Origin of the sequence: Actinoplanes sp. NBC_00393, assembly GCF_036053395.1 — a bacterium.
Taxonomy (GTDB): Bacteria; Actinomycetota; Actinomycetes; order Mycobacteriales; family Micromonosporaceae; genus Actinoplanes.
The window spans coordinates 9,579,621-9,602,687 of record NZ_CP107942.1 but is presented as its reverse complement, the minus strand read 5'-3'; the positions used below and the strand labels follow the sequence as shown (position 1 = coordinate 9,602,687).

At 68.1% G+C, this 23,067-nt stretch carries 16 protein-coding genes and 2 pseudogenes; 4 read left to right on the top strand and 14 right to left on the bottom strand.

The window, feature by feature from the left end; translation table 11 throughout:
* Nucleotides 1-22 precede the first annotated feature (22 nt).
* From OHA21_RS44595 to OHA21_RS44545, 11 genes and pseudogenes are all read right to left on the bottom strand, one after another.
* A complete protein-coding gene (locus OHA21_RS44595) occupies nt 23-982 on the bottom strand; it encodes an Acg family FMN-binding oxidoreductase (RefSeq protein ID WP_328465837.1) in 960 nt (319 codons plus the stop codon).
* 296 nt (nt 983-1,278) lie between these two features.
* Nucleotides 1,279-1,578 (bottom strand): annotated as a pseudogene (locus OHA21_RS44590) (transposase); the annotation flags it as partial.
* Between the two features lie 284 nt (nt 1,579-1,862).
* Nucleotides 1,863-2,150, bottom strand: a complete 288-nt coding sequence (locus OHA21_RS44585) for a hypothetical protein (protein ID WP_328465835.1) — start codon at nt 2,148-2,150, stop codon at nt 1,863-1,865.
* A complete protein-coding gene (locus OHA21_RS44580; protein WP_328465833.1) occupies nt 2,137-2,952 on the bottom strand; it encodes a slipin family protein in 816 nt (271 codons plus the stop codon). Before OHA21_RS44580 ends, OHA21_RS44585 begins: the two co-directional genes overlap by 14 nt.
* Complete coding sequence (locus OHA21_RS44575) at nt 2,949-3,611, bottom strand: hypothetical protein (protein ID WP_328465831.1); 663 nt, start codon at nt 3,609-3,611, stop codon at nt 2,949-2,951. The genes OHA21_RS44580 and OHA21_RS44575 overlap by 4 nt, the downstream gene beginning before the upstream one ends.
* A complete protein-coding gene (locus OHA21_RS44570; protein WP_328465829.1) occupies nt 3,608-5,980 on the bottom strand; it encodes a nitric-oxide reductase large subunit in 2,373 nt (790 codons plus the stop codon). The genes OHA21_RS44575 and OHA21_RS44570 overlap by 4 nt, the downstream gene beginning before the upstream one ends.
* A 229-nt stretch (nt 5,981-6,209) precedes the next feature.
* Nucleotides 6,210-8,849, bottom strand: a complete 2,640-nt coding sequence (gene adhE / locus OHA21_RS44565) for a bifunctional acetaldehyde-CoA/alcohol dehydrogenase (RefSeq protein WP_328465827.1) — start codon at nt 8,847-8,849, stop codon at nt 6,210-6,212.
* A 228-nt stretch (nt 8,850-9,077) separates the two neighbouring features.
* Nucleotides 9,078-9,827 carry a respiratory nitrate reductase subunit gamma gene (narI, locus tag OHA21_RS44560; protein ID WP_328465824.1) on the bottom strand — a complete coding sequence of 250 codons (750 nt, stop codon included), beginning with the start codon at nt 9,825-9,827 and terminating at the stop codon, nt 9,078-9,080.
* Nucleotides 9,824-10,492: a nitrate reductase molybdenum cofactor assembly chaperone gene (gene narJ / locus OHA21_RS44555; protein WP_328465822.1), complete on the bottom strand. Its 669-nt coding sequence runs from the start codon at nt 10,490-10,492 to the stop codon at nt 9,824-9,826. Before narJ ends, narI begins: the two co-directional genes overlap by 4 nt.
* Complete coding sequence (gene narH, locus OHA21_RS44550) at nt 10,489-12,090, bottom strand: nitrate reductase subunit beta (protein ID WP_328465820.1); 1,602 nt, start codon at nt 12,088-12,090, stop codon at nt 10,489-10,491. The genes narJ and narH overlap by 4 nt, the downstream gene beginning before the upstream one ends.
* Nucleotides 12,090-15,710, bottom strand: coding sequence for a nitrate reductase subunit alpha (locus tag OHA21_RS44545; RefSeq protein WP_328465818.1), 3,621 nt, complete (start codon nt 15,708-15,710; stop codon nt 12,090-12,092). The genes narH and OHA21_RS44545 overlap by 1 nt, the downstream gene beginning before the upstream one ends.
* Nucleotides 15,711-16,270: 560 nt before the next feature.
* Here OHA21_RS44545 and OHA21_RS44540 point away from each other — a divergent pair.
* Nucleotides 16,271-17,014, top strand: a complete 744-nt coding sequence (locus tag OHA21_RS44540) for a YwiC-like family protein (RefSeq protein ID WP_328465816.1) — start codon at nt 16,271-16,273, stop codon at nt 17,012-17,014.
* 117 nt (nt 17,015-17,131) lie between these two features.
* Here OHA21_RS44540 and OHA21_RS44535 read toward each other — a convergent pair whose 3' ends face one another.
* Entirely contained in the window at nt 17,132-18,022 is an 891-nt protein-coding gene (locus OHA21_RS44535) for a universal stress protein (protein ID WP_328465814.1), read from the bottom strand.
* A gap of 298 nt (nt 18,023-18,320) precedes the next feature.
* Between OHA21_RS44535 and OHA21_RS44530 the strand changes: the two genes are divergently transcribed.
* From OHA21_RS44530 to OHA21_RS52855, 3 genes and pseudogenes are all read left to right on the top strand, one after another.
* Complete coding sequence (locus OHA21_RS44530; protein ID WP_442875011.1) at nt 18,321-20,888, top strand: cation-translocating P-type ATPase; 2,568 nt, start codon at nt 18,321-18,323, stop codon at nt 20,886-20,888.
* A 190-nt stretch (nt 20,889-21,078) separates the two neighbouring features.
* Complete coding sequence (locus OHA21_RS44525) at nt 21,079-21,438, top strand: hypothetical protein (protein WP_328465810.1); 360 nt, start codon at nt 21,079-21,081, stop codon at nt 21,436-21,438.
* Nucleotides 21,398-21,574, top strand: a pseudogene (locus tag OHA21_RS52855) (DUF4839 domain-containing protein); the annotation flags it as partial. The gene OHA21_RS44525 and the pseudogene OHA21_RS52855, both read left to right, overlap by 41 nt.
* 142 nt (nt 21,575-21,716) lie before the next feature.
* Here the strand turns inward: OHA21_RS52855 and OHA21_RS44520 are convergent.
* Nucleotides 21,717-21,977: a hypothetical protein gene (locus OHA21_RS44520; RefSeq protein WP_328465808.1), complete on the bottom strand. Its 261-nt coding sequence runs from the start codon at nt 21,975-21,977 to the stop codon at nt 21,717-21,719.
* 30 nt (nt 21,978-22,007) lie between these two features.
* Nucleotides 22,008-22,919 (bottom strand): universal stress protein, encoded by a 912-nt coding sequence (locus OHA21_RS44515; protein WP_328465806.1) that lies wholly within the window; start codon nt 22,917-22,919, stop codon nt 22,008-22,010.
* Between the last annotated feature and the right edge of the window lie 148 nt (nt 22,920-23,067).

Below are 23,067 nucleotides of genomic sequence, written 5' to 3'. Positions count from 1 at the left end.
CGGCGTCATCCGGCGCAGCAAATCAGGTACAGACGGAATCTGGCAGAAGGACATCAGCCAGCAGCCGTCGCGGCGTGGCGGTGGTGGCCGGGCCGTACCCGACTCGAAGGACCATCTGAGCCCAAACACCCGCGCTGGTGTCGGTGAGCCGTTCGCGGACCTCCGGTACCTCGACGGACTGACAGATCGGTGTCGTGGCCAGGTTCTGCCAGGTCGCGGTGAGCAGCACCCGCTGCAGGGCCTGGCCGGCGGTGACCCAGGCGGTCCGGTCGTCACCGAAGGTGGAGAGCACCATGATCGTCGGATGCGGCTCGAACTCATCAGTCGGCCGCGGCAGGTGTGACTGCAGCTGTCCGAAGTCCCGGATCGGCATGCTCTCCATGGCGTCCCAGGGCCCGGTCGCCGTCGGCGGGACGCCGTCGTGCCGACGGATCCGCTGGGTGGTCCAGCGGGCCAACTCCTGTTCATAGCCCTCAGCGGCGCGTAGGCGCCGATCGGCCTCCTGCGACAGCGCAAGGATCTCGTCCCGGCTGGCTGGGTCTGCCAGCACCAGGCGGGCGTTTTCCTCAGCGGCGGCCTCGACCATGGATTCGATCGCGGCGTCTGGGATGGCGGTGCCGGCGAATGGGGACCGGTTGGTGTGCCGGTGCGGCACGGCTGCTGCCAAGCGTTCGATCATCGGGTCGGCAGCCGCCTGGCCTGTGGTGCTCACCCTGGCCACGAGGACCGGATCATCCTCGGCCGGAAAGATCGCGACGCTAGGCAGGTAACCGGCGGCCTGCAGGCTCACTCGCAATGTGAAGACCGCGGCACCGACGCTGATCATCAACTCTCGGCCGACCGGATCGAGAACGTCGAGTCGCCGATCGGGATCGGCGTACACGTCAACGGTTCCGTCACCGATCCGGAACAACCATGGCTGACTGTTGTGCAGCGAAGGCGCGAGCATCGCTGTTCTGACACAGTTCTCAAGCACGTCCACGGTGGGTATCGCGGGCGTTTGAAGATCGTCGACTTCCGTGGTGAGGTCCACGGTCATCGCCTCCCGGTCTCTCGTTCTGCGCGGAGGCGTGTCAGGCACCGTCCGGCGGGCTGCGGTCCGCCGCGCACGGCCTGCGCTGGCGCCACCGCCGTGTCACTTCAAGTATTCGATATCGTCCTGTTCACCGGGCCGTTTTCAGTGCCAGCCGGCTGGAACGTTGTCGTCGTCGGCAGTCACGGGCGTTCTTTCGGCCCCTCCCGGGCCATAACGTCCGCCTGTACGCGTGAGGCGCCTCCCGCTCGCGACCAGTCCAGATTGCCCGCCGCTTGCAGCTCCGGCTGCAGCACCTCACGCAGTCGCTCCCATGTACCGGCAGCGTTCCACTCTGCCAGGCGGCGCCAGCAGGTCATCCCTGAGCCGAAGCCGAGTTCCTTGGATAGAGACTTCCATTGGATCCCGGTGTGCAGCACGAAGAGGATCCCGCACAGGACCTGCCGGTCCGGCAGACGCTCCCGCCCCGGGCTACGGACTCGACGCGGCTTGTCCGGCAGCAGCGGCTCGATCCGATGCCATAGGTCGTCCGAAAGGATCCACAGCGGCGGTGCCTCACGTTCCACCTCACCGACGATGGAAGATCACTGCAAGCTACACACTCGAACCGGTTCGCCTCACCACATCGTGTGTAGGGTTCCTCGTTCAGGATCACCTCCGCATACACGGTCAGCCGACCGGTTGATCCCTTCGTCCGGCGGATATAACGGTGTCATTGGCCGCGCAATCCGCCAGTTGGCGCGTTGCACCCACACGGTGAAGCACGTGGTCCCCGCGCTGTCCACCCTCAGCCGGCACCGGCCGAGAGAGCGGATCACGTGGTCGAGGTTCAGGCCGTGGCCTTCGTGCGGTTGCGGAGGATGCGGCGGACGCCGAGCATCGCGGTGCCGACACCGGCACCGGCGACGAGGAAGCCGAGGAAGAGGAACAGGAAGATCGGGCTCAGTCCGAGAGTCTCCGCCTCGGCTCCGAGGACGGTGCCGATGAGAAATCCGAAGAGCGGGCCCAGCACCGCCACTCCGCCACCCAGGATGACCAGCCAGACGCCAGGCGCCACCGGGGTCAGCTGGACCGGGCGACCCTTCTGCGGGCCGGAATCCACATCACTGGGCATCATGCGTCCTTTCCGTAGCTTTGATCACGGGCGAGGCGCCGTTGACGCCGCGCGTGGCCTGTCCACGGATGGTGTCGAGGAACGGGCCGATGATGTCGATCGGCAGGGGAAACACGACCGTGGAGTTGTGGTCGGCACCGAGCTCGAGCAGGGTCTGCAGGTAGCGAAGCTGGAGGCTCGCCGGGCTTTCGCTGAGCGTCTTCGCGGCGTCGCGCAGTTGCGCCGAGGCCTGGAGTTCGCCACGGGCGCTGATCACCTTCGCCCGGCGCTCCCGCTCGGCCTCGGCCTCGCGCGCCATCGCCCGCTGCATCGCTTCAGGGATCTCGACGTCCTTGATCTCGACGACCTCGACCTTGATCCCCCAAGGCTCGGTCATCGCGTCGATCGACTTCGCGAGGTCCTCGTTGAGGTCTGCCCGATGGGCGAGCAGCGTGTCCAGCTCCGCGCGACCGACGACCGACCGCAACGTGGTCTGAGCGATCTGGGAAGTAGCAACCGCGTGGTTCTCCACCGACATCACCGATTTCACCGGGTCGACCACCCGGAAGAGAACGACGGCATTGACGCGGGCCGGCACGTTGTCGCGGGTGATGACCTCCTGCGGCGGAATCGTCAGCGTGACCACCCGCAGATCAACTCTGACCAGTTTGTCCAGGCCCGGCACCAGGACCCTGATGCCCGGGTCCAGTGGCTCGCGCAACCGTCCCAGCCGAAACGCCACGCCGCGTTCGTACTCTTTCAGCACCTTCAGCGAGACAGCGGCCAGGACGAGCAGTACCGAAACGACGACGACACCGATGATCATCTTGCGGTCTCCGTTCCTGGTTCACGTCGGTCGGATCCGTAACGCGAGCGCCTGCGGGCCACCGCCGGTGCGGCCGCTTCCCGTTCGGCGACCGGCTCATCGAGCGAGCGGTGGACCACGCCCTCGGGGATGAACACCGCATTGCGGCGCAGGTGGGACCAGAGCGGCACGCTGAGCAGCAGTGCCACAACCATGGCGACGGCCAGGACCAGCAACGCGTCCGGCCCCGGGCCGGTGAGTGCGGCGCCCAACGGCCACACCAGACCAAGGATCACCACGGCGCAGGCAATCCCACGGTGGAAGCGGGCAGCCTCGGAGGCCGGCCACGAGTCGATCGAGCGTTGGATCTCGCGCCCGGTGAAGGATGTTGTGCAGGTGTCCTTGACCGGGCAGGCGTTGCAGATCGCCGGAGTGCCGCGGTAGCGCATTACACGGTTTTCCGGGTCGAAGGATTGCGGCCACAGCCATTGGTCCTGCGGGCACCGCCACGCGTCGTGGTCGGAGTGGTAGGCGAAACCGCCGGAGATGCCGCCTTCGGAGACCGACGCTGCTCGGCGCGCCAGCGCGTCGATGACGTACGCAAGCCCGACAACGGCCACGCAATAGCCGGATGCCAGCCAGGCCTCCACCCCGACGGCGGAGGCCGAGAACCCGGTCACGGCCCTTCCGCCTCCTCACGAAGGTCGGAGGCGTAGCGGCTACGCGATCGGCGCAGCCCACCCTCGGCGCCGGCACTGCTCATGGCCGGAAGACCGGTGCGGTCCTGCGCGGCCTCAGCGGTCTCCTCGACGTAGAGCGTCTCCGGTGGCAGCTCGGTCGCCGTCGGCTTGATGCCGTGGCGGATGCCGAGATACGTGATCCACAGGAACGGCAGCACCCCGCCGATGATCAGGATGAGGTCGCCGGGCATCCGCATCCATTCGAGGAAGGCGTTGCCCGGTTCGGTGATGTAGCCGAGCGTGCGTGCCTCGAAGTACCCGTCGTTGACCGAGTGCCACAGTTGCAGGATGCCCAACGGCAGCAGGGTCACGAACACCATCCAGGCCAGCCCGATGTTGAGCGACCAGAACGAGATCTTCGCCAGTTTGTCCGGCCATTTCGACGCGGGAACGATGTAGCGCAGCGCGAAGAGCGCCAAGCCGACGGCGAGCATGCCGTAGACGCCCATCATCGCGCCGTGTCCGTGGTTGGCGGTCAGCGCTGTGCCGATCTGGAAGTACGACACGAGCGGCAGATTGATCAAGAAGCCGAAGACGCCCGCGCCGACGAAGTTCCAGAAACCCACGGCGACCAGGAACATCACCGCCCATCGGTGCGGGAACGGCGCGCTGCTACGAGCCTGCTGCCGAGAGCCCAACTGCAGGAAGGTCCACGCTTCGACGGTCAGGAACGTCAGCGGGACCACCTCGAGCGCCGAGAAGAACGCGCCCAGCGCCATGTGCTCCACCGGTGTGCCGGAGAAGTACAGGTGGTGCATCGTCCCGATCACGCCGCCCGCGGAGTAGAGGATGACGTCGAGGAAGATGATCTGGATGGCGATCCGGCGCCGGACCACCCCGAGCATCACGAAGATGTAGGCCACCATCACCGTGGTGAACAGCTCCAGGAAGTCCTCCACCCACAGGTGCACGACCCAGAACCGCCAGAACTCCGCCACGGTCAGATGGCTCTGCGCCGACGCCAGCATGCCGACCGCGTAGAACGCCGGGATCGCCAGGCCGGCGTAGAAGAACAGCCATGGCATGTTGAGCCGGTGCTCGGTCCTCAGCCGGGATCGGATCCCGCGATAGACGATCGCGATCCACAGGAACAATCCGATCACCAGCAGCGCCTGCCAGAACCTCGGCAGGTCCAGATATTCCCACTGCTGGTCGAAGAAGATCGACCCCTTGGCCCAGTCGGCGCCGAAGATGCTGATCGCTTCCCCGGTCATGGAGCCGACCACCACGATCACCAGCGCACCGAGCAGCCCCCACGCCAGCCAATGCTGCCGGCGCGGTTCCCGGCCTGCGATGATCGGCGTGAGGAACACGCCGGCCGCGAGGAACGCTGCCGCCGTCCAGAACAGCGCCAGCTGTACATGCCAGGTGCGAGCCAGGTTGAACGGCAGCACCTGCGCGAGATCGATGCCGAAGAACGTGCTCAGATCGGCGCGGTAATGCTCGATGGCCCCGCCCAGCAGAGACTGCACCAGGAACAGCGCGGCCACGACGAAGAAGAACCACGCGGTCACTTTCTGTGCCTTGGTGATCTGGACCTCGCCGGGCTGACGGAACGCCAGGCTCGGCTGCTCGGAGGCGTGCCAGCCGATAGTCCGGCTCCAGCGCCCGTACAACGCGAACAGCGCGCCGAGGCCGACCAGCAGAGCCGTCAGCGACAGGCCTGACCAGACCACGATGTCGGCGGTCGGGGTGTTGTCGACGCGTGGTTCGGGCGGCCAGTTGTTGGTGTAGGAGTAGCTGTGCCCGGGCCGCTCCGCGGCGCTCGCCCAGGCCGTCCACGAGAAGAACGCGGTCAGCTCGTGGATCTCCTGAGGGTCGGTGATCACCTTGGGCAGGAGACCGTACTTCGTGCTTTCGGCGCCGAAGAAGTCGGCGTAATGCCTGGTAGCGGCCTCGAAGGCAGCGACCTGCTCGGCGGTGAAGGCGAGGCTGCCGGTCGCCTCGTCGTACCGGTTCTCGCGCAGCATCCGTTTCGCTGCCTCGGCGGGCTCCTGCTGTCCGGAGACGGCGAGACCGTCCCTGATGTGCTCGGCCGAGATGCGCAGATACTCGGCGGTGTAATCCGGACCGAGGTAGGCGCCGTGCCCCATCACGGAGCCGTACTGCTGCAACCCGCGGCGCAAGAAGGTCTGCTGCCCGGCCGTCACCTCCGCGCCGGTGTAGAGCACTTCACCGCTCGGGCCGGTCACCTGCTTCGGTAACGGCATCGAGTCGGTGTAGGTCCTCAGGGCCAGCATGCCCATGACGAAGAAACCGAAGACCATGACCAGGGCAACGCCCTGGACCCATCCCTTCGAGAGGCGCAACTCCGCACGGTCGGAGCCCTTTACCCGCGCTTGATCAGACACCAGTCGGCCCTTCGTCGCACCAGCGATCGACCCGACCGTAGCGAGAAGTCAGATGCCGCGGACGAAGAAGCGGTTCTTACCCTCGAACGTACGAATAAGCAGCATTTGAAACCAAACCGGCCGATCTTGATTCGCCGGGTCGGGCGGGCGCCGGATGGCCTCATGCGTGCGGCCACCCGGCGCGAGGTCAGCCGTGTGTTTCGTCGTGGCCGGTGCCGTAGTAGGCGGCGCGCATGAGTTCCTGCATGTCGTCGAGCATCGGCATCCGCGGGTTGGCCGGCGCGCATTGGTCCTCGTAGGCGTTGAGGGCCTGTTGCGGCAGGGAGGCGAGGTACGCCTTCTCGTCGACGCCGATCTGGGAGAACGACGATTCGATCCCGACTGCGGTCCGTAGCCGTTCGACCGCCGCGGCCAGCGCCTCGACCGCCTCGGCCGGGTTGGCGGCCGGCAGTCCGAGCATGCCGGCGATGTCGGCGAACCGCTGCGGCGCCTTGTAGTTCTCGTACTTGGGCCAGCCGGACAGCTTCGACGGCGGGGTGCCGTTGTAGCGGATAACGTGCGGCAGTAGCACCGCGTTGGTGCGGCCGTGGGCGATGTGGAAGGTCGCGCCGAGGGTGTGCGACATGGCGTGCACGATGCCGAGGAACGCGCTGCCGAACGCCATGCCGGCGATGGTGCCGGCGTTGTGCATCCGCTCTCTCGCCTCGGTGTCGCCGTGCACCACCGACTGTTCGAGGTTGGCGAAGATCAGCCGGATGGCGTGCAGGGCGAGACCGTCGGTGAAGTCGTTGGCGTACACCGACACGTACGACTCGATGGCGTGGGTGAGTGCGTCGAAGCCGCTGTCGGCGGCGATGGCCCGCGGCATGCTGGCGGTCAGCATCGGGTCGACGATCGCCACCGTCGGCGTGAGCGCGTAGTCCGCCAGAGGGTATTTCTTGCCGGTGCGGTGGTCGGTGATGACCGCGAACGGGGTCACCTCCGCGCCGGTGCCCGAGGTCGTCGGCACGCAGACCAGGCGGGCCTTCTCGCCGAGGTTCGGGAAGGCGAACGCCCGCTTGCGGATGTCGAAGAACTTCTCCCGCATGTCGTCGAAGTCGACTTCGGGGTGCTCGTATTTGAGCCACATCACCTTCGCGGCGTCCATGGCCGAGCCACCGCCGAGCGCGATGATCGTGTCCGGGCGGAACGAGCGCATCAGTTCGGCGCCCCGGTCGACGGTGGTCATCCGCGGTTCGGGTTCCACGTCGTCGATGATCTGCAACGCGACCTGGTTCGGGCGCCGCTGCAGGACCCGGTTGATCCGGTCGACGAAGCCGAGCCGGGTCATCGTCGCGTCGGTGACGACGGTAACGCGGTGCACGTCGGGCATGTCAGCGAGGTAGCGGATGGCGTGCGGCTCGAAGTAGATCTTCGACGGCACCTTGAACCATTGCATGTTGTTGGTGCGCCTGCCGATCCTCTTGACGTTGATGAGGTTGACCGCCGACACGTTGTTCGACACCGAGTTGCGTCCGTAGCTGCCGCAGCCCAGCGTCATCGACGGCAGGAACGCGTTGTACATGTCGCCGATGCCGCCCTGCGAGGCCGGCGAGTTCCAGATCACCCGGACCGCTTTGACCCGCTTGCCGAACTCGACGACCAGCTCCTCGTCCTCGGTGTGGATCGCCGCGCTGTGCCCGAGCCCGTGGAACTCCACCATCTCGGTCGCGGCGCGCAGGCCCTCATCACGCGACCGGACCCGCAGCACCGCGAGGACGGGGCACAGCTTCTCCCGGGTCAACGGCTCGTTCGGGCCGACCTCGCCGACCTCGGCGAGAATCACCGATGTCTTCGGCGGCACGCTGAACCCGGCGTGTTCGGCGATCCAGGCCGCCGACTGGCCCACCACGTCCGGGTTGAGCTTCGCTCCGCTGCACGCGGTGCCGTAGGCGGCGGTGCCGAAGATGAACTCTTCCAGCATCCGCTTCTCGTCGGCGGAGGCGACGTAGGCGTGCAGGGAGCGGAACTCGTCGAGGGCGGCGTCGTAGATCTCGTCGTCGATGATCGCGGCCTGTTCGGAGGCGCAGATCATGCCGTTGTCGAAGGATTTCGACAGCACGATGTCGTTGACGGCACGCTTGAGTTTGGCGCTCTTCTCGATCCAGGCGGGCACGTTGCCGGCGCCGACGCCGAGGGCGGGTTTGCCGGCCGAGTACGCCGCCCGGACCATGTTGTTGCCGCCGGTAGCCAGGATCGTGGCGATGCCGGGGTGGTGCATCAGCGCGGTGGTCGCCTCGACCGACGGGTGCTCGATCCACTGGATGCAGTTCTCCGGCGCTCCGGCCGCGATCGCGGCGTCCCGGACGATCCGCACCGCTTCGACGCTGCACCGCTGCGCCGCCGGGTGGAACGCGAACACGATCGGGTTGCGGGTCTTCAGCGCCAGCAGCGCCTTGAAGATCGCCGTGGAGGTCGGGTTGGTGACCGGGGTGATACCCGCGACTACACCGACTGGATCCGCGATCTCGGTGATGCCGCTGATCTCGTCCTCGCTGATCACACCGACGGTGCGCAGCTTCGCCATGCTGTGCGTGACGTGCTCACAGGCGAAGATGTTCTTGACCGCCTTGTCCTCGAAGACGCCACGGCCGGTCTCCTCGACCGCGAGCTTCGCCAGCACGGCGTGCCGGTCCAGGGCCGCCACCGACGCCTTCTTGACGATGTGGTCGATCTTCTCCTGGTCGAAGGCGTCGTAGTCGGCCAGCGCCTTCAAACCCGCGGTCACCAGGGCGTCAATCATGATGGAAACGTCGGACGGTGCGGCGGTCTGCTGATCCGCGGTCATGCTCTCGTCACCTCGGCTGTCGTCGGTACTTTCGGCTCTCGCGTGTGCTCGCTTCCCCGCCGGGCAGGTGCTCCTTTCGAGCATGTCCCGCAGGCGCCGGTCGGACCCGCCGTATCGATCAATACTGAGATGCGGTTCCCGACACCTTCAGCCTGGTCGATCATCGATCTCGATGCCCGAGTCGCCGGTCCCGGCGCAACAGGCCACAAGTCCCGGGTTCGCGCCGGGTCACTGCCTGTTGACGGCCGGGTGGCGGGTGGCGTCGCGGACCGCCGCGGGCGCCTGCTGGGCGGCGGGGGCGGGGCCGCGCCGGCGGCGGTAGACGACGTACGGGCGCCACAGGTACGCCATCGGCGCGGACCACACATGCACCAGGCGGGTGAACGGCCAGAGCGCCAGGAACAGGAACCCACCGAGGGCGTGCAGTTGGAAGACCAGCGGCGCCCCGGTCATCAGCGCGGGATCCGGCTGGAACCAGAAGATGCCCCGGAACCAGACCGCGATCGTCTCCCGGTAGTCGTATCCCTCGCCGAACAGGTTGATCACGACGGTGCCGCTCATGCCGAGCACCACCATGGCCGCCAGCGCCACGTACAAAACCTTGTCCATGGTCGTGGTGACCTTCCGGACCCGGCCGCTGACGACGAAACGGCGCGCGATCAGCAGCGCCAGGCCGGCCACCAGCATCACGCCGGTGACCGTGCCGCCGGTGACCGACACCACGTGATAGGTGTGCTCCGAGATCCCCAGTGCTTCCGTCCACGAGGCGGGAACCAGCAGGCCCATCGCGTGCCCGCCGATCACCCCGAACGCGCCCAGGTGGAACAGGGGCGAGCCGAGCCGCAGCAGGCGGTTCTCCAAGAGCTGGCTGGTGTGGGTGGTCCAGCCGAACTGGTCGTGCCGCCACCGCCACACGTGTCCGGCCACGAACACCGCCAGGCAGGCGTACGGGATCACGACCCACAGCAGAACGTTCATCTCGAGGCCTCCGCGGGTGAGCAGGCGGGGTAGGCGGACAGGTCGGGTCCGAGGCCGATCGTGTCGAGGCCGACGGTCTCGACCGGTGGGCCGTCGAAGGCGAGGGCGGCGATCGCGGCGCGGTCGTCATCGGTGAGATCAGGCAGGGCGGCGCAGACCGCGTCCAGAACCTTGGCGTACGGCGTGCGCGTCTCGTGCAGTGCTGCTCGTAGCAGTTCGATGCCCTGCCGGTGCTGCCGCAGTGGCGCCTCGCCGTCACCGGGTCCGACGGTGGCCGCGAACTCCAGGACGATCGGTAGCAGGTCGGGAAGTTCCCCGTCGGCGAGCCGCAGCCCGCGGGCGCGGTAGCGCTGCTTGAGCATGAGAAGCGCCATCCCGCGCTTGCGGGTGTCACCGTGCAGGTAGTAGGTCAGATAGAGCCCTGACCGGCGCCGCAGGTCGAACGTCTGCACGTAGTGGCGCTGCGCCTCGGTCGGGCTGGCGGTGAGCAGCCAGTCCAAGAACTCTTGGATCTGTGGGAGGTCGGCGGCGGCCGTCCGCAGTTGCGGACCGGCGGTGAGCAGCTCGTCGTCCGGGTAGGTGAGTAGCAGCGAGGCGAGCTGGAAGATCCGGGCCCGCTCGGCCGGCAGGACCGATGCGGTGGGACGAGCGGATGTCAACGTCATGACCGGCCCCGCAGCGGGTTGATGGTCAGGCCACGCCGGCCGTCGCCGCGCCGGGAGAACAGGCCGGGCCGCCCCGGGCGTACCTGTTCGGCGTCGACCAGGTGGAACCGTTCGACGACGGCCTCACCGCCCATGCCCGGGCCGCCCTCGCAGTCCAGTGAGCAGTCCGGTTGGGCGGCGGCCTGAGCTTCGAGGGCGGCGGCGTCCTTGGCGTGGGCGGCCGGGATGACGTACCGCTCGTCGTACTTGGCGATGGCGAGGAGCCGGTACATGGCTTCGACCTGCGCGCCCGTCATGCCGATGCCGTCGAGGATCTCCTGGGCGACGGTGCCGTCCAGGGTGCGGGCCCGCATGTATGACCGCATCGCGGCGAGTTTCATCAGTACTCCGCCGGCCACCTCGGTGTCGCCCGCGGTGAACAGCGACGCCAGGTATTCGACTGGGATCCGCAGGTCCTGGATGGTGTGGAAGATGTCGTCAGCGTCGGTGTCGTCGCGCCCAGCGGCGCCGGCCGCGTCCAGCACCGGTGACAGCGGCGGGACGTACCAGACCATCGGCAGCGTCCGGTACTCCGGGTGCAGCGGCAGCGCGATCCGGTACTCGCTGATCAGCTTCCAGACCGGCGACGCCATCGCCGCCTCGATCCACTCGTCCGGGTGGCCGGCGTCGCGGGCCGCCTGTTGCACGGCCGGGTCGAACGGGTCGAGGAAGACCGATCGCTGGGCATCCAGCAGGTCAGCGTCCGAGGGGACTGATGCGGCGGCAAGGACGGCGTCCTCGTCGTACCAGAGGATGCCCAGATAGCGCAGCCGGCCGACGCAGGTCTCGCTGCAGATGGTGGGCTGCCCGGCCTCGATGCGCGGGAAGCAGAAGGTGCACTTCTCGGCCTTGCCGGTGGCGTGGTTGACGTAGACCTTCTTGTACGGGCAGGCCGAGACGCACATCCGCCAGCCCCGGCAGCGGTCCTGGTCGACCAGGACGATGCCGTCCTCCTCGCGCTTGTACATCGCGCCGGACGGGCACGCCGACACGCACGCCGGGTTGAGGCAGTGCTCGCAGATCCGCGGCAGGTGAAACATGAAGGTCTTCTCGAACTCGAACTGAACCTTCTCAGTCATGTTCTTCAGGTTCGGGTCCTGCTCGAAGGTGCTGCCGCCGAGGGAGTCCTCCCAGTTCGCGCCCCACTCGATCTTCATCGGCTCGCCGGTCAGCTGCGAGTAGGGCTTCTTCACCGGGGTGTCGGCCAGGCCGCCCGGTGCGTTGACCAGGATGTCCTTGTCGAAGGTGGCCGGCTCGTAGTAGTCGTCGATGCTCGGCAGGTCTGGGTTCGCGAAGATCCGGGACAGCCGCTTGGCCCGGCCGCCGGAGCGCAGCACCAGCCGGCCTTTCGCGTCGAGTTTCCAGCCGCCCTTCCAGCGTTCCTGGTCCTCGTAGTGCTTCGGGTAGCCGATGCCGGGCTTGGTCTCGACGTTGTTGAACCAGACGTACTCGGTCCCCTCCCGGTTGGTCCACGTCTGCTTGCAGGTGACCGAGCAGGTGTGGCAGCCGATGCACTTGTCCAGGTTCATCACCATGGCGACCTGCGCGCGGATGCGCATCAGTACTCCACTTCCTGCCGGCGGCGGCGGATCACGGTGATCTCGTCGCGCTGGCTGCCGATCGGGCCGTAGTAGTTGAAGGCGTAGGTGAGCTGGGCGTGGCCGCCGGCCAGATGGGTCGGCTTGATCAGCAGCCGGGTCATCGAGTTGTGGTAGCCGCCGCGCCGGCCGGACTTCTCGGCCTTGGGGACGTTCACGGTGCGTTCCGGCGAGTGGTACTGGAAGACCGTGCCCTCGGGCATCCGGTGGGAGACGACCGCGCGGGCGACCACGACGCCGTTGCGGTTGTGCGCCTCGATCCAGTCGTTGTCGGCGACGCCGACCTTGAGGGCGTCCGGGACGCTCATCCAGATCACCGGACCGCCCCGGGAGAGGGCGAGCATCAGTTCGTTGTCGTGGTACATCGAGTGGATCGACCACTTGGCGTGCGGGGTCAGGAACCGTACGGTCACTCCCCCGTCCACGGCGTCGCCCGGCTTGCCGAAGTGCCGGGCCATGTTCAGCGGCGGTCGGAATCCCGGTAGTTGCTCGCCCAGTTCGGCGACCCAGTCGTGCTCGACGAAGAAGTGCTGGCGCCCGGTGATCGTGTGCCACGGCTTGAGCCGCTCCACGTTGATCGTGAACGGCGAGTAGCGGCGGCCGTTCTTCTCCGAGCCGGACCACTCCGGGCTGGTAAAAACCGGTTGCGGGGCTTCCTGGGTTTCCGGATAGGTGATCCGGTCGTTCTCGTGGCCCTCGATGAAGTCGGCGAACCGTTGCCCGGTGCGCTTCTCCAACTCGGCGAATCCGGCGTGGGCGACCCGGCCGTTGGTGGTGCCGGAGAAGGCGAGGATCGCCTCGCACATCCGGTCGGCGGTGGCGAGTGAAGGCCTGCCGTCGATCACGCCGTTCTGGTGCTTGAGGTAGTCGATCTCAGGATTGACGTCGACCGTGATCGCCTTGGTGGTGGTGCCGAGCTTGTCGAGCAGCGGGCCGACGGTCCGCATCTTGCGGCCGATCTGCGTGTAGTCCCGCTCGATCGCGATCAGCTTGGGCATGGTGCGGCCCGGCATCGGATCGCACTCGCCGAACTTCCAGTCGCGGACCCGGCCGCTGGGCATGGCCAGCTCATCCGGAGTGTCGTGCTGCAGCGGCGCGGCCAGGACGTCCGTCCGTACGCCCAGATGGTCGACGGCGAGCTCGCTGACCTTGTCGGCCAGCGCGAGGAACGTGTCGTAGTCGGTGTGCACGTCGCCGGGCGGGTCGACGGCAGGGCTGAACGCGTGCACGAACGGGTGCATGTCGGTGGTGGAGATGTCGTGCTTCTCGTACCAGGTGGCGGCAGGTAGGACCAGGTCAGAATGCAGGCCAGTGTTGGTCATCCGGAAGTCGATCGCGGTGAGCAGGTCGAGCTTGCCGACCGGCGCCTCGTGCCGCCAGGTCACGTCGCGCGGCCGCTGTCCGGGCTCACACTCGGTGGCGGTGGCGGTGCCGTCGACGCCGAGCAGGTGGCGCATGAAGTACTCGTTGCCCTTGCCGGAGGAGCCGAGCAGGTTGGCCCGCCAGAGCGTGAGGCAGCGCGGGAAGTTGGCCGGGTCGTCGGGGTCCTCCGCGACGGGCTTGAGGCGGCCGGCTTGCAGCTCCTCGACGATGTACTGCTGCACCGGCTTGCCGGCCGCTGCGGCGGCCGGGGCCAGGTCGAGGGGGTTGCGGTTGAAGAACGGGTGACCGGGACTCCAGCCCATCCGCTGGGCAGCGGCGACGGTGTCGGCGAACGCCATCCCGGTGAACCGCCCGGTGCCCAGCGGCGAGGACAGCTCGTCGGCCGGGACCCGCTCGTAGCGCCACTGGTCGGTGTGCAGGTACCAGAACGGGGTGGACGCCTGGTGCCGCATCGGCCGCTGCCAGTCGAAGGCGAAGCTCATGTGCTGCTGGCCGGTGATCGGCCGGGCCTTCTCCTGACCCACGTAGTGCGCCCAGCCACCACCGTTCACACCCTGGCAGCCGGTGAGCGTGACCAGCGTGATGAACGCCCGATAGGTCATGTCGGAGTGGAACCACTGGTTCGCCCCGGCACCCAGGACGATCATCGACCGGCCGTTGCTGCGCTCGGCGTTGCGCGCGAACTCCCGGCCGATCCGGGTGGCGAGCATGGCCGGCACGCCGGTGATCTTTTCCTGCCAGGCCGGGGTGTTCGGCGAGTCAGCGTCGGCGTAGCCGAGCGGCCACTCGCCGGGCAGGTCGCCGCGACGGACACCGTACTGGGCCATGACCAGGTCGAAGACCGTGGTGACGGCGTGCCCGCCAATCCACCGGACCGGCACGCCGCGACGGATCGTGGTACCGCCCTCGGTCTCACCCTCGTCGAACCGCGCCAGGTCGATCTCGACCGTCTCCCCGTCGACGTCCAAACCGAGCTGCGGAACGACGTCCCCGAGATCAAGGTTCCAACGGCCGGCGCCGGCATCGCCGTAGCGGAAGCCGAGCGAACCGTTCGGCACCACCGGCTCACCGGTCCGCTCGTCTATCAGCACCGTCTTGTGCGCACCGTCCGGATCACCGAGGTCCGCGGCGGTGAGGAAACGGTCCGCGGCCCACGCCTCGCCGGTGTTGCGCAAGGTCACCAGGAACGGCAGGTCGGTGAACTTGCGGACGTAGTCGGCGAAGTAGGGGACCTCGCGGTCGGCGAAGAACTCCTTGAGGACCACGTGCCCCATCGCCATGGCCAGCGCGCCGTCGGTTCCGGGATGCGGCGCCAGCCAGTCGTCGGCGAACTTCACGTTGTCCGCGTAGTCCGGCGACACCGCGACCACCTTGGTGCCCTTGTAACGGGCCTCGGCCAGGAAATGCGCGTCCGGCGTCCGGGTCACCGGGATGTTCGAACCCCACATCATCAGGTAGGTGGCGTTCCACCAGTCCCCCGCCTCCGGCACGTCGGTCTGGTCACCCCAGATCTGCGGGGAGGCGATCGGCAGGTCGGCGTACCAGTCGTAGAAGCTGAGCAGGGTTCCGCCGAGCAGCGCGTGATAGCGGGTGCCGGCCGCGAACGACGCCATCGACATCGCCGGGATCGGCGAGAACCCGACCACCCGGTCCGGCCCGTACTTCTTCGTCGTGTAGACGTGCGCAGCCGCCACCAGCTCGATCGCCTCGTCCCAGCCGGCCCGCACGAACCCGCCACGGCCACGCTGCGACTTGTAGGCCAGGGCCTTCAGCGGGGTCTCCACGATCTCCGCCCACGCGGCCACCGGGTCACCCAGCCGCTGCCGCGCCTCACGGAACATCTCCGCCAGAACCCCACGCAGGTACGGGTGACGCACACGGGACGGCGAGTACTCGTACCAGGAGAAGCTCGCCCCCCGCGGGCAGCCGCGCGGCTCGTAGTCCGGGGCGTCCGGCCCGGTCGTCGGGTAGTCGGTGGCCTGGTGCTCCCAGGTGATCAGCCCGTCCTTGACGAAGACGTTCCACGAGCAGGAGCCGGTGCAGTTGACCCCGTGGGTGGACCGGACCACCTTGTCGTAACGCCACCGGTCCCGGTAGAACGCGTCCCAGTCGTTGCCGTCGACCTGATGCAGGGTCCGCCCGTGGTCGCCGACCGTCTCCCGGGTGAGGAAGCGGCGCGCCGCCAGCAGCGGAGCCATACCGGGAACGGTGTCCGTCGAGGGGTCTCGTGACACGGTGTCTTCCTTCGCCGTGGACCAGCCACCGGACGGTCGCCCAGCGCAAGATCAGCCTGTTCGAACGCACTGCCACTGGCCTGAGCCGCCGGTCCCGCTTCGTAGGGGACTAAAGTCCCGAACTTGTCGGAGAGGCAGCGGTCGCAACTCGTCGCCCACAACCGCCGAACAGTGCAGCGCCGGAACGGAGCGGCCAGTCGTCTGCCGCAAGGCCACGACGCGTCGCGGTTCTCCCGCTGTACTCGGCGGCCAAAATCGGCGTGCCGTTGCGGACCAAGCGGCGCCCGGCCGGTGCGGTCTCCGTTACTGGAGAACACTTCACTGTCGGCGGGCCACTCATGGTGCTCAACGGAATCATCGATTGACGTGCGGCTGCCTGCGATGGTTGTCCGCAGTCACGTTTGCGGGCCGGAAGACCCTTTCTTAGGGCCCTCCGACGCCATAGCTTGCAACGCGTGGAAGATGCCTCCCTGCACGCAACGATCGGTGCTGCGGGCCGCACGACGGTTCGAGCTGAGGGTGGCATGAGCCGTCCCGTTCCCAGCCGTCGGCGCAGCATGCGCCGATACATTCCACCGCAGCACGGCGCGTGGGCGATGTTGCTGGTGCCGTACCTTGTCGGTCTGCTCACCGCTGGTTTCCGCTGGCCGGATCTGCCGTTGTTCGGCGCTTGGCTAAGCGGCTACGTTTTTTCCTACTTCGCCTTCCAGTCCATCAAAACTCGCCGGCCCAGCCGAGTCCGGGCACAGCTGCTTTGGTACGGCCTGATCACCGTCGTACTCGCCGTTCCAGTCCTGCTCGCCCGGCCGCGGGTACTGTTCTTCGCGCCCGCGTACGTGCTGCTGCTCGCCATCAACGGCTGGTATGCCCTGCGACGCCGCGAACGCGCGCTCCCCAACGACTTGGCATCGGTCGTCCAGAGCTGCCTGATGATCCCGGTCATCGCCGTCATCGCCGAGGTACCGGCGGATCGGGTGTTCGTGCCCTTCCTGCTCGTGCTGCTCTACTTCACCGGCACGGTGCTCTACGTGAAGACGATGATCCGGGAACGGGGCGTCGTCGCCTACCGGCGGGCCTCCGTCGGCTACCACCTTGTCGCGTTTGCGGCAGCAAGCCTGACTGGCGTCGGATCGGCGCTGATTTTCGTGCTGCTGCTGGCCCGCGCCTGGCTGCTGCCCGGCCGCCCGCTCAGCCCGAAGCAGGTCGGTCTGATCGAGATCGGGGCGAGTGTTCTGGTGCTGACGGTTGCCGCCCTCGCCATGCCGTAGGACGCGAGTGCCGGTGGCGTGCTGCGATCGATGTCCGGCGGCCCGAACGCGGCACCCGGAACGAGCGCGTTTCGCCACACCGCTATCCGGCCCACGCACCTCGTGCGCTTGATGCAGTCAGCATCGAGCGGTGTTGGCCGACGCGGCCTGTGCCAGCAGCCCGCTCGGCCATCCCGGAGGGACGAGCAGGACCGCGCAGGCCTGGCGCGTACCGACATCGGCAAACGTGGAACGGCGGGCAACTTCGATAGTCCAGCCCTTGTGCCCCACGCCGGCCACCAGAAGACGGCTCCGCCGCATCGCCCGCTGCACCGTGTAGGCGATGTCGTTCTCATTGATGAGTAGTCGCTCAACCTCGACGTCAGGCCACCGTGTACCGCCCACGGCGAGTACGTCAGCGAGTCGACGTTCGGCCGCGCCTCGGCCGCTGTCACGCGCTTGACCGGGGTGGCCAGCGGTCCACACGTGCACGGCCACCAAAGGGGACGTCGTTCGGGCGGCGAAGTCGTAGGCCAGTTCCATAGTCGCGGTATGACGGCCGGATGCCGCCAGTACGACCGGCCCCCGCGACGTGGCTCGGCCTTGATGGACGAGCAGCGGGCAGGAACTGTGATGCGCCAGGTATGTCGCGGTCGGGCCCCATCCAAGCCGGCGTCCGGCAGTGTCCCGGTGACCGATCACGAGCAGCGAAGCCTGCCCCGAGCGCTCGAGCAACGCTTTGGCGCCGCTGTCGTCGGTCAGTTCTGCCCGGACCGGCAGGCCGGGATGGGCATGCTCGGCGCGCTGGACAGCGAGGTCGAGTAGATGCCGTCCATCCTTGCGGTCCGCAGCTACCGCCCGATAGCGGGTACCGCGGTGCCATCCGGGCCAGGCATGCACGATCACCAGGGGCACACCCCGGCGTACCGCCTCATCGGCGGCAATATCCACACTGTGCAGGGCGGTCGGCAGGTCATCCACGCCGACCACCACGGACAGCTTCTCTGTGACCGACGCGATCGTCTGCATACTCGCACGCTAAGCCGCTCATCCATGAGACCGGCACGGCCGGTTGGCATCGGAGGACGGAGCCGAAAGGCCTGCTACGCCCCGTTCGCTCAGACAATCCGTGGGCTCTGTCGGCGAGTCGACGACGGGGCCGAGTCTGAACGCAGAGGCGCATACCTGCCGGGGGCCCAAGCCTCCCGTTGGAGACAGGGCCGCCGGCGGGTACGCCGCCCGCGGCGGATGCTGGCCGGCTGGTGATTCCACGCCGCGCACAGGACTACCGACTCTGTTGCCAGCGCCCTGCCGAGGCCCACGCTGGATGGGACGGCGCCCCGCCGGAAGGGCTGCGGTGACGATGAGCCACATCGAGACATCCCAAACCACGGTCGGTGGACTGTCGAGCGCGGAGGCGGCCGCACGTCTTGCCGCCCACGGCGCGAACACGACCGCCGTGCCACCGCCGCGGAGCATCGCCAGACGGGCCAGACGGCAACTGGCGGACCCCCTGGTGGCATTACTCCTTGCAGCCGGGGCGGTGACCGCGGTCCTTCGTGACCTTCCCGACACGCTGATCATCGTCCTCGTGGTCGCCGTGAACACGACGATCGGAGTGATCCAGGAGGTCCGCGCGGACGCGGCGGTCGCCGCCCTGAACCAGCTTGCTGCACCCGTCGCCCGGGTCGTCCGAGACGGCCGCGACCAGATCGTGCCGGCCGCTGACCTCGTACCTGGTGATCACGTGCGTCTCGAAGCCGGGGACATCGTGCCCGCAGACCTGGAGCTCACCGAGGCGCAGCGGACCGCGTTCGACGAGTCGTCGCTGACCGGCGAGTCCGTCCCGATGCACCGGCAGGTGGCGGACATCGCAAGCGGGGGCACCGTCCTGATCAGCGGGCGTGCTGCCGGCACGGCCTTACGCACCGGAGCGGACAGCGCGCTAGGGCGCATCGCCGACCTCGTCGCCAACACCAGATCCGGGCCGACCCCGTTGCAGCGTCGCCTGGTCGCCCTCGGCCGGATGCTCGGTGTAACCGCAGTCGCGGTGTCCGCGCTGGTGTTCTTCCTCGGCATGCTTGCCGGTCGGCCGGTGGCGCAGATGGCGATCACCGCCGTCAGTCTGGTCGTCGCGGCAGTCCCCGAGAGCCTGCCTGCTGTCGTCACCCTCGCCTTGGCGCTCGGCGCGCGGCGGATGGCCCGCATCCGGGCGATCCCCCGCCGGTTGCACGCGGTGGAAACGCTCGGGTCGGTCACTGTGATCGCCTCCGACAAGACCGGAACGCTCACCGAAAACCGAATGATGGTGCAGCAGGCGGTCACCGCGAACGGTGCCCGGTACACGATCTCCGGAACCGGGTACGTGCCGGACGGCACGGTCACCGGCCCCGACGGAGCCACAGCGATCCCGGCGGACCTGGTGGAGTTGGCGCGTAGCGCGGCGCTCTGCAACGACGCAAGCCTGCTGGCACCGGACGATGAACGTGCGCAGTGGGCGGCAGCCGGTGATCCGATGGAGGCCGCGCTGCTCACGTTCGCCGCCCGCTGCGACCTGGACCCGAATGCTGAACGGGCCACCACGCCGCGGGTAGCCGAGCAGCCGTTCGAGCAGGCCCGCCGCCAGATGACAACAGCACACGAGCTGCCTGACGGAGGCTATCTGCTGGTGCGCAAGGGTGCCCCGGAATACATCCTCGAGACCGACAACGACGCCGTGCTGCTGGCGGCCGCGGCACAACTGGCCGCGGACGGGCTGCGGGTGCTGGCCGTGGCCACCGCCACCACCCGCGGCCGGCCCGACCCGGCCAGTCCGCCGCCGATGCGTCCGGCCGGGCTGGTCGGGATCGGTGACCCCCTACGGGCCACCGCCCAGCAGACCGCAACGGCGTTCGAACGTGCCGGCGTACGGCTGCTGCTGATCACCGGTGACCACCCGGGAACCGCGGCCGCGATCGGCGCCCGGCTCGGCATCCTCGCCGCGGGCGACGCTGTCGTCAGCGGTGACCGCGGCCCGCTGACCGACGCGGACATCACCAGGGTGCGCGTGTTCGCGCGCACGCAGCCAGAGCAGAAGCTCGACATCATCGCCGCCCTGCAGCGCCGGGGCGAGGTGGTCGCGATGACCGGTGACGGCGTGAACGACGCGCCCGCGCTGCGCCACGCTGACATCGGCGTCGCCATGGGCGACGGTACCGAGGTCGCACGGCAAGCCGCCGACCTCGTCCTGGTCGACGACAACCTCGGCACGGTGGTGGCTGCGATCGGCGAAGGCCGCCGAATCTACGACAACATCCGCCGGTTCCTGCGTTACGCCCTTGCTGGCGGAGTGGCCGAGTTGCTGGTCATGCTCGCCGGACCGTTCCTGGGAATGCCACTGGCATTGCTGCCCGCCCAGCTGCTGTGGATCAACCTGCTCACCCACGGCGTGCCCGGGGTCGCGCTCGGTGCCGAGCCCACCGAAGCCGACGTGCTGCAGCGACCGCCCCGCTCACCGCAGGAGTCGGTCCTCGGCGCCGGCCTGTTACGCGGCGTCCTAACCGGTGCAGGTCTGCTAGCGGGCGTGACTCTCACGGCCGGTATGCTCGCTGGCCAGCTCTGCCTGCCGTGGCAGTCGGTGATGTTCCTCGTGCTCGGGCTCGCCCAACTCGGCGTCGCCCTTGCCGTGCGGGCCACGGCCGTCTCCGGCACCGCCCGGAACTGGTCGCTGATCGCCGCCGTAGCCGTATGCGCGCTCCTGCAGGTCGCCGGAGTCGCCGCCGCACCGTTGCGGGGCCTGCTCGGCACCGAACCACTCACCGCCGCCACGATCCTCGCCTGCACCGCCGTTGCTGCTGTCCCCGGTCTGCTGTTGCGGGTCGCGGGACAGCGGCGGGTCGCCCGGCCATCGCAATGACGTGCCTACCGGACACCACTCGGATCACCAGGCTCCTGCAGCTTCCGAACGCGTGCAACAATCCCGACGGCGACCTTGTGAATCAAGCAGGCCCACGGGCGCACCGTCAGCGGATCCGGCTGCTCGCCGACGCCTCCTATACTCGCGAGGCCGTTGCGGTCATCAGTGTGTTCAGGGGGCGCGGAGCTGCATGGCCGACGAGATCAAGTACGACTACGAGACCAAACAGGCAATCCGGGGCACCGAAGGCCGGGCCATCGCCAGGATGCAGAACGACGGCTGGGAACTCGTGGAACAGAGCCAGGGCACCCTGCGTTCGACCCTCAAGTTCCGCCGGCCGAAGAAGCCGGTGCCGTGGCTGCTGATCGGGGCGGGAGCGGCCGTCCTCGCGGTCCTGGCCGTCGTCGGCGGCATCACCTCTGCCTTGAGCAGCCCAGGCAAGCAGAAGCCCGTACGACAGCCGGTACGACCTCCTCCTCGGACCTGGCAACAAGGGCCCGAAAACGACAGAAGGTCCGGCTTTCAAGTACGAGGACGTCAACGTCGGTGACCTGAACCTGGCCGGCGACACGATCCCCTCCGCCGTAGGCGAAGGCGACAAGTTCCGTTTCGTCGCCAAGGTGGTCGAGTTCAACCCCGTCCAGTGCCTCTTCTACCTGCAGCCGGTCTCAACCGTAGTCCGGTAGCCGAGACGCCCCGGGACTAGGTCGCTGCCGGCTGGCTGCCCGCACCTCTCCGCAGACCAACCTTGCCGGTTGGGTGCCCGCGACGAGCACGACGACGACCAGCACGACAGCAGCCGGGCGGATCAACGGGCCACCAACCGAGCTACCTGAGTCGCGCCGCGTCCGCCATGGCGGCCCGATATTCCTCCTGCCCGATGTCGCCGGATAACAACCGGTCAAGCAGAACCCGTTCCAAGTCAAGCGCGGTTGCCGGAGAGCGCACGAGACCGGCCGATGAACACGGATCGCCGGAACTGGCCGGTGGTCCTGCTGGTCCCGGCTGCCGTAATGCGAGGAACTGTGCGACTAAATCGGCGCTGCGGATGAACAGCAGGAGGAGGACCACCACCAGCAGGGCTTCCATGATTCCTCCTGCTCTTCACCGCACGCAGCGTCAACCCACCAGGAACACCGGGCACAGCGCCTTCTGGGGCAGCACGCGAGCCGCCATCTCCAGCAGCGGTGCGGACAGCCCGTGCTGAGCAATCACCATCGCCGCTGCGGCGTCGGACGCCTCCACCAACGCGTTCACGGGATCCCCGCCTAGGATCCGGTGACGGACGGTCACGCCACCCAAAATCTCGTGACGGCGGGCCAGGTCCGTTCCGGAACCGATCAGGTGCAGGAGGGTGACGTCGCAGCCGCGGACCCGTGCTTCGTCGAGCGCGAACTGGACACTCTTGCGCGACGCCGGGGACCCGTCGACAGCCACCATCAGCGGCCGGGCCCCGAACTCGGCCGGCCAGCCCGGCATCCGGACGATCAGGAGCGGACGGGTGTGGTTGCGGGCGACACGGCCGGCGACGCTGAGCCCGACAACGCTCGCCGCAGCACCCTGGTGATGGCCAACGACCACGAGGTCGGCGTCGCCCGCCTCCGCGAGCAGTGCCTCGGAGGTGTCCGAGCCGACGGCGATCCGGGCGACGGCGGCGACTTCCGGTGCGCTGGCCTGGACTCGGGCCAGAAGCCGCCGCAGCAGCGCCACCCCGGCCTCGTCGCTGGCGCTACGCCGAACGTTCACCAGGCGCAACGCCCAGCTGTGCAGCGCGGCCTCGATAGCCGCGTGGTCCACCGCGATGCAGCTGATCGCGCTGTCATCCACGCCCACCACGACCAGGCCGCTGGTTTGCTGACCGGTATCGGCCGGTGCCGTGCCGGCATGTTGCCCGACGGTGGCGTACGGGTCGGGGTAGCCGGTGGCGGCGAGGTACTGGTTGATCGCCTCCCCGAAACGGGTGGGTTGAAGAACCTGGCCGGCATGCCGGCGCGCCTCGGTCTCCCCCTGGAAGCCGTTGAGGTTGTTCATGGCGGCACCTCCGACAATCACACGCTGCCGTTCCCTATATCTCTATGGCACTCCTAGCCGGATCCCGACGGCAGAGTCTTTGGTCCCGGCTGGACCAGGCAGCATGGTCAGGACTGGTGGCGTGTCCTTCACCACCGGGGAACACCTC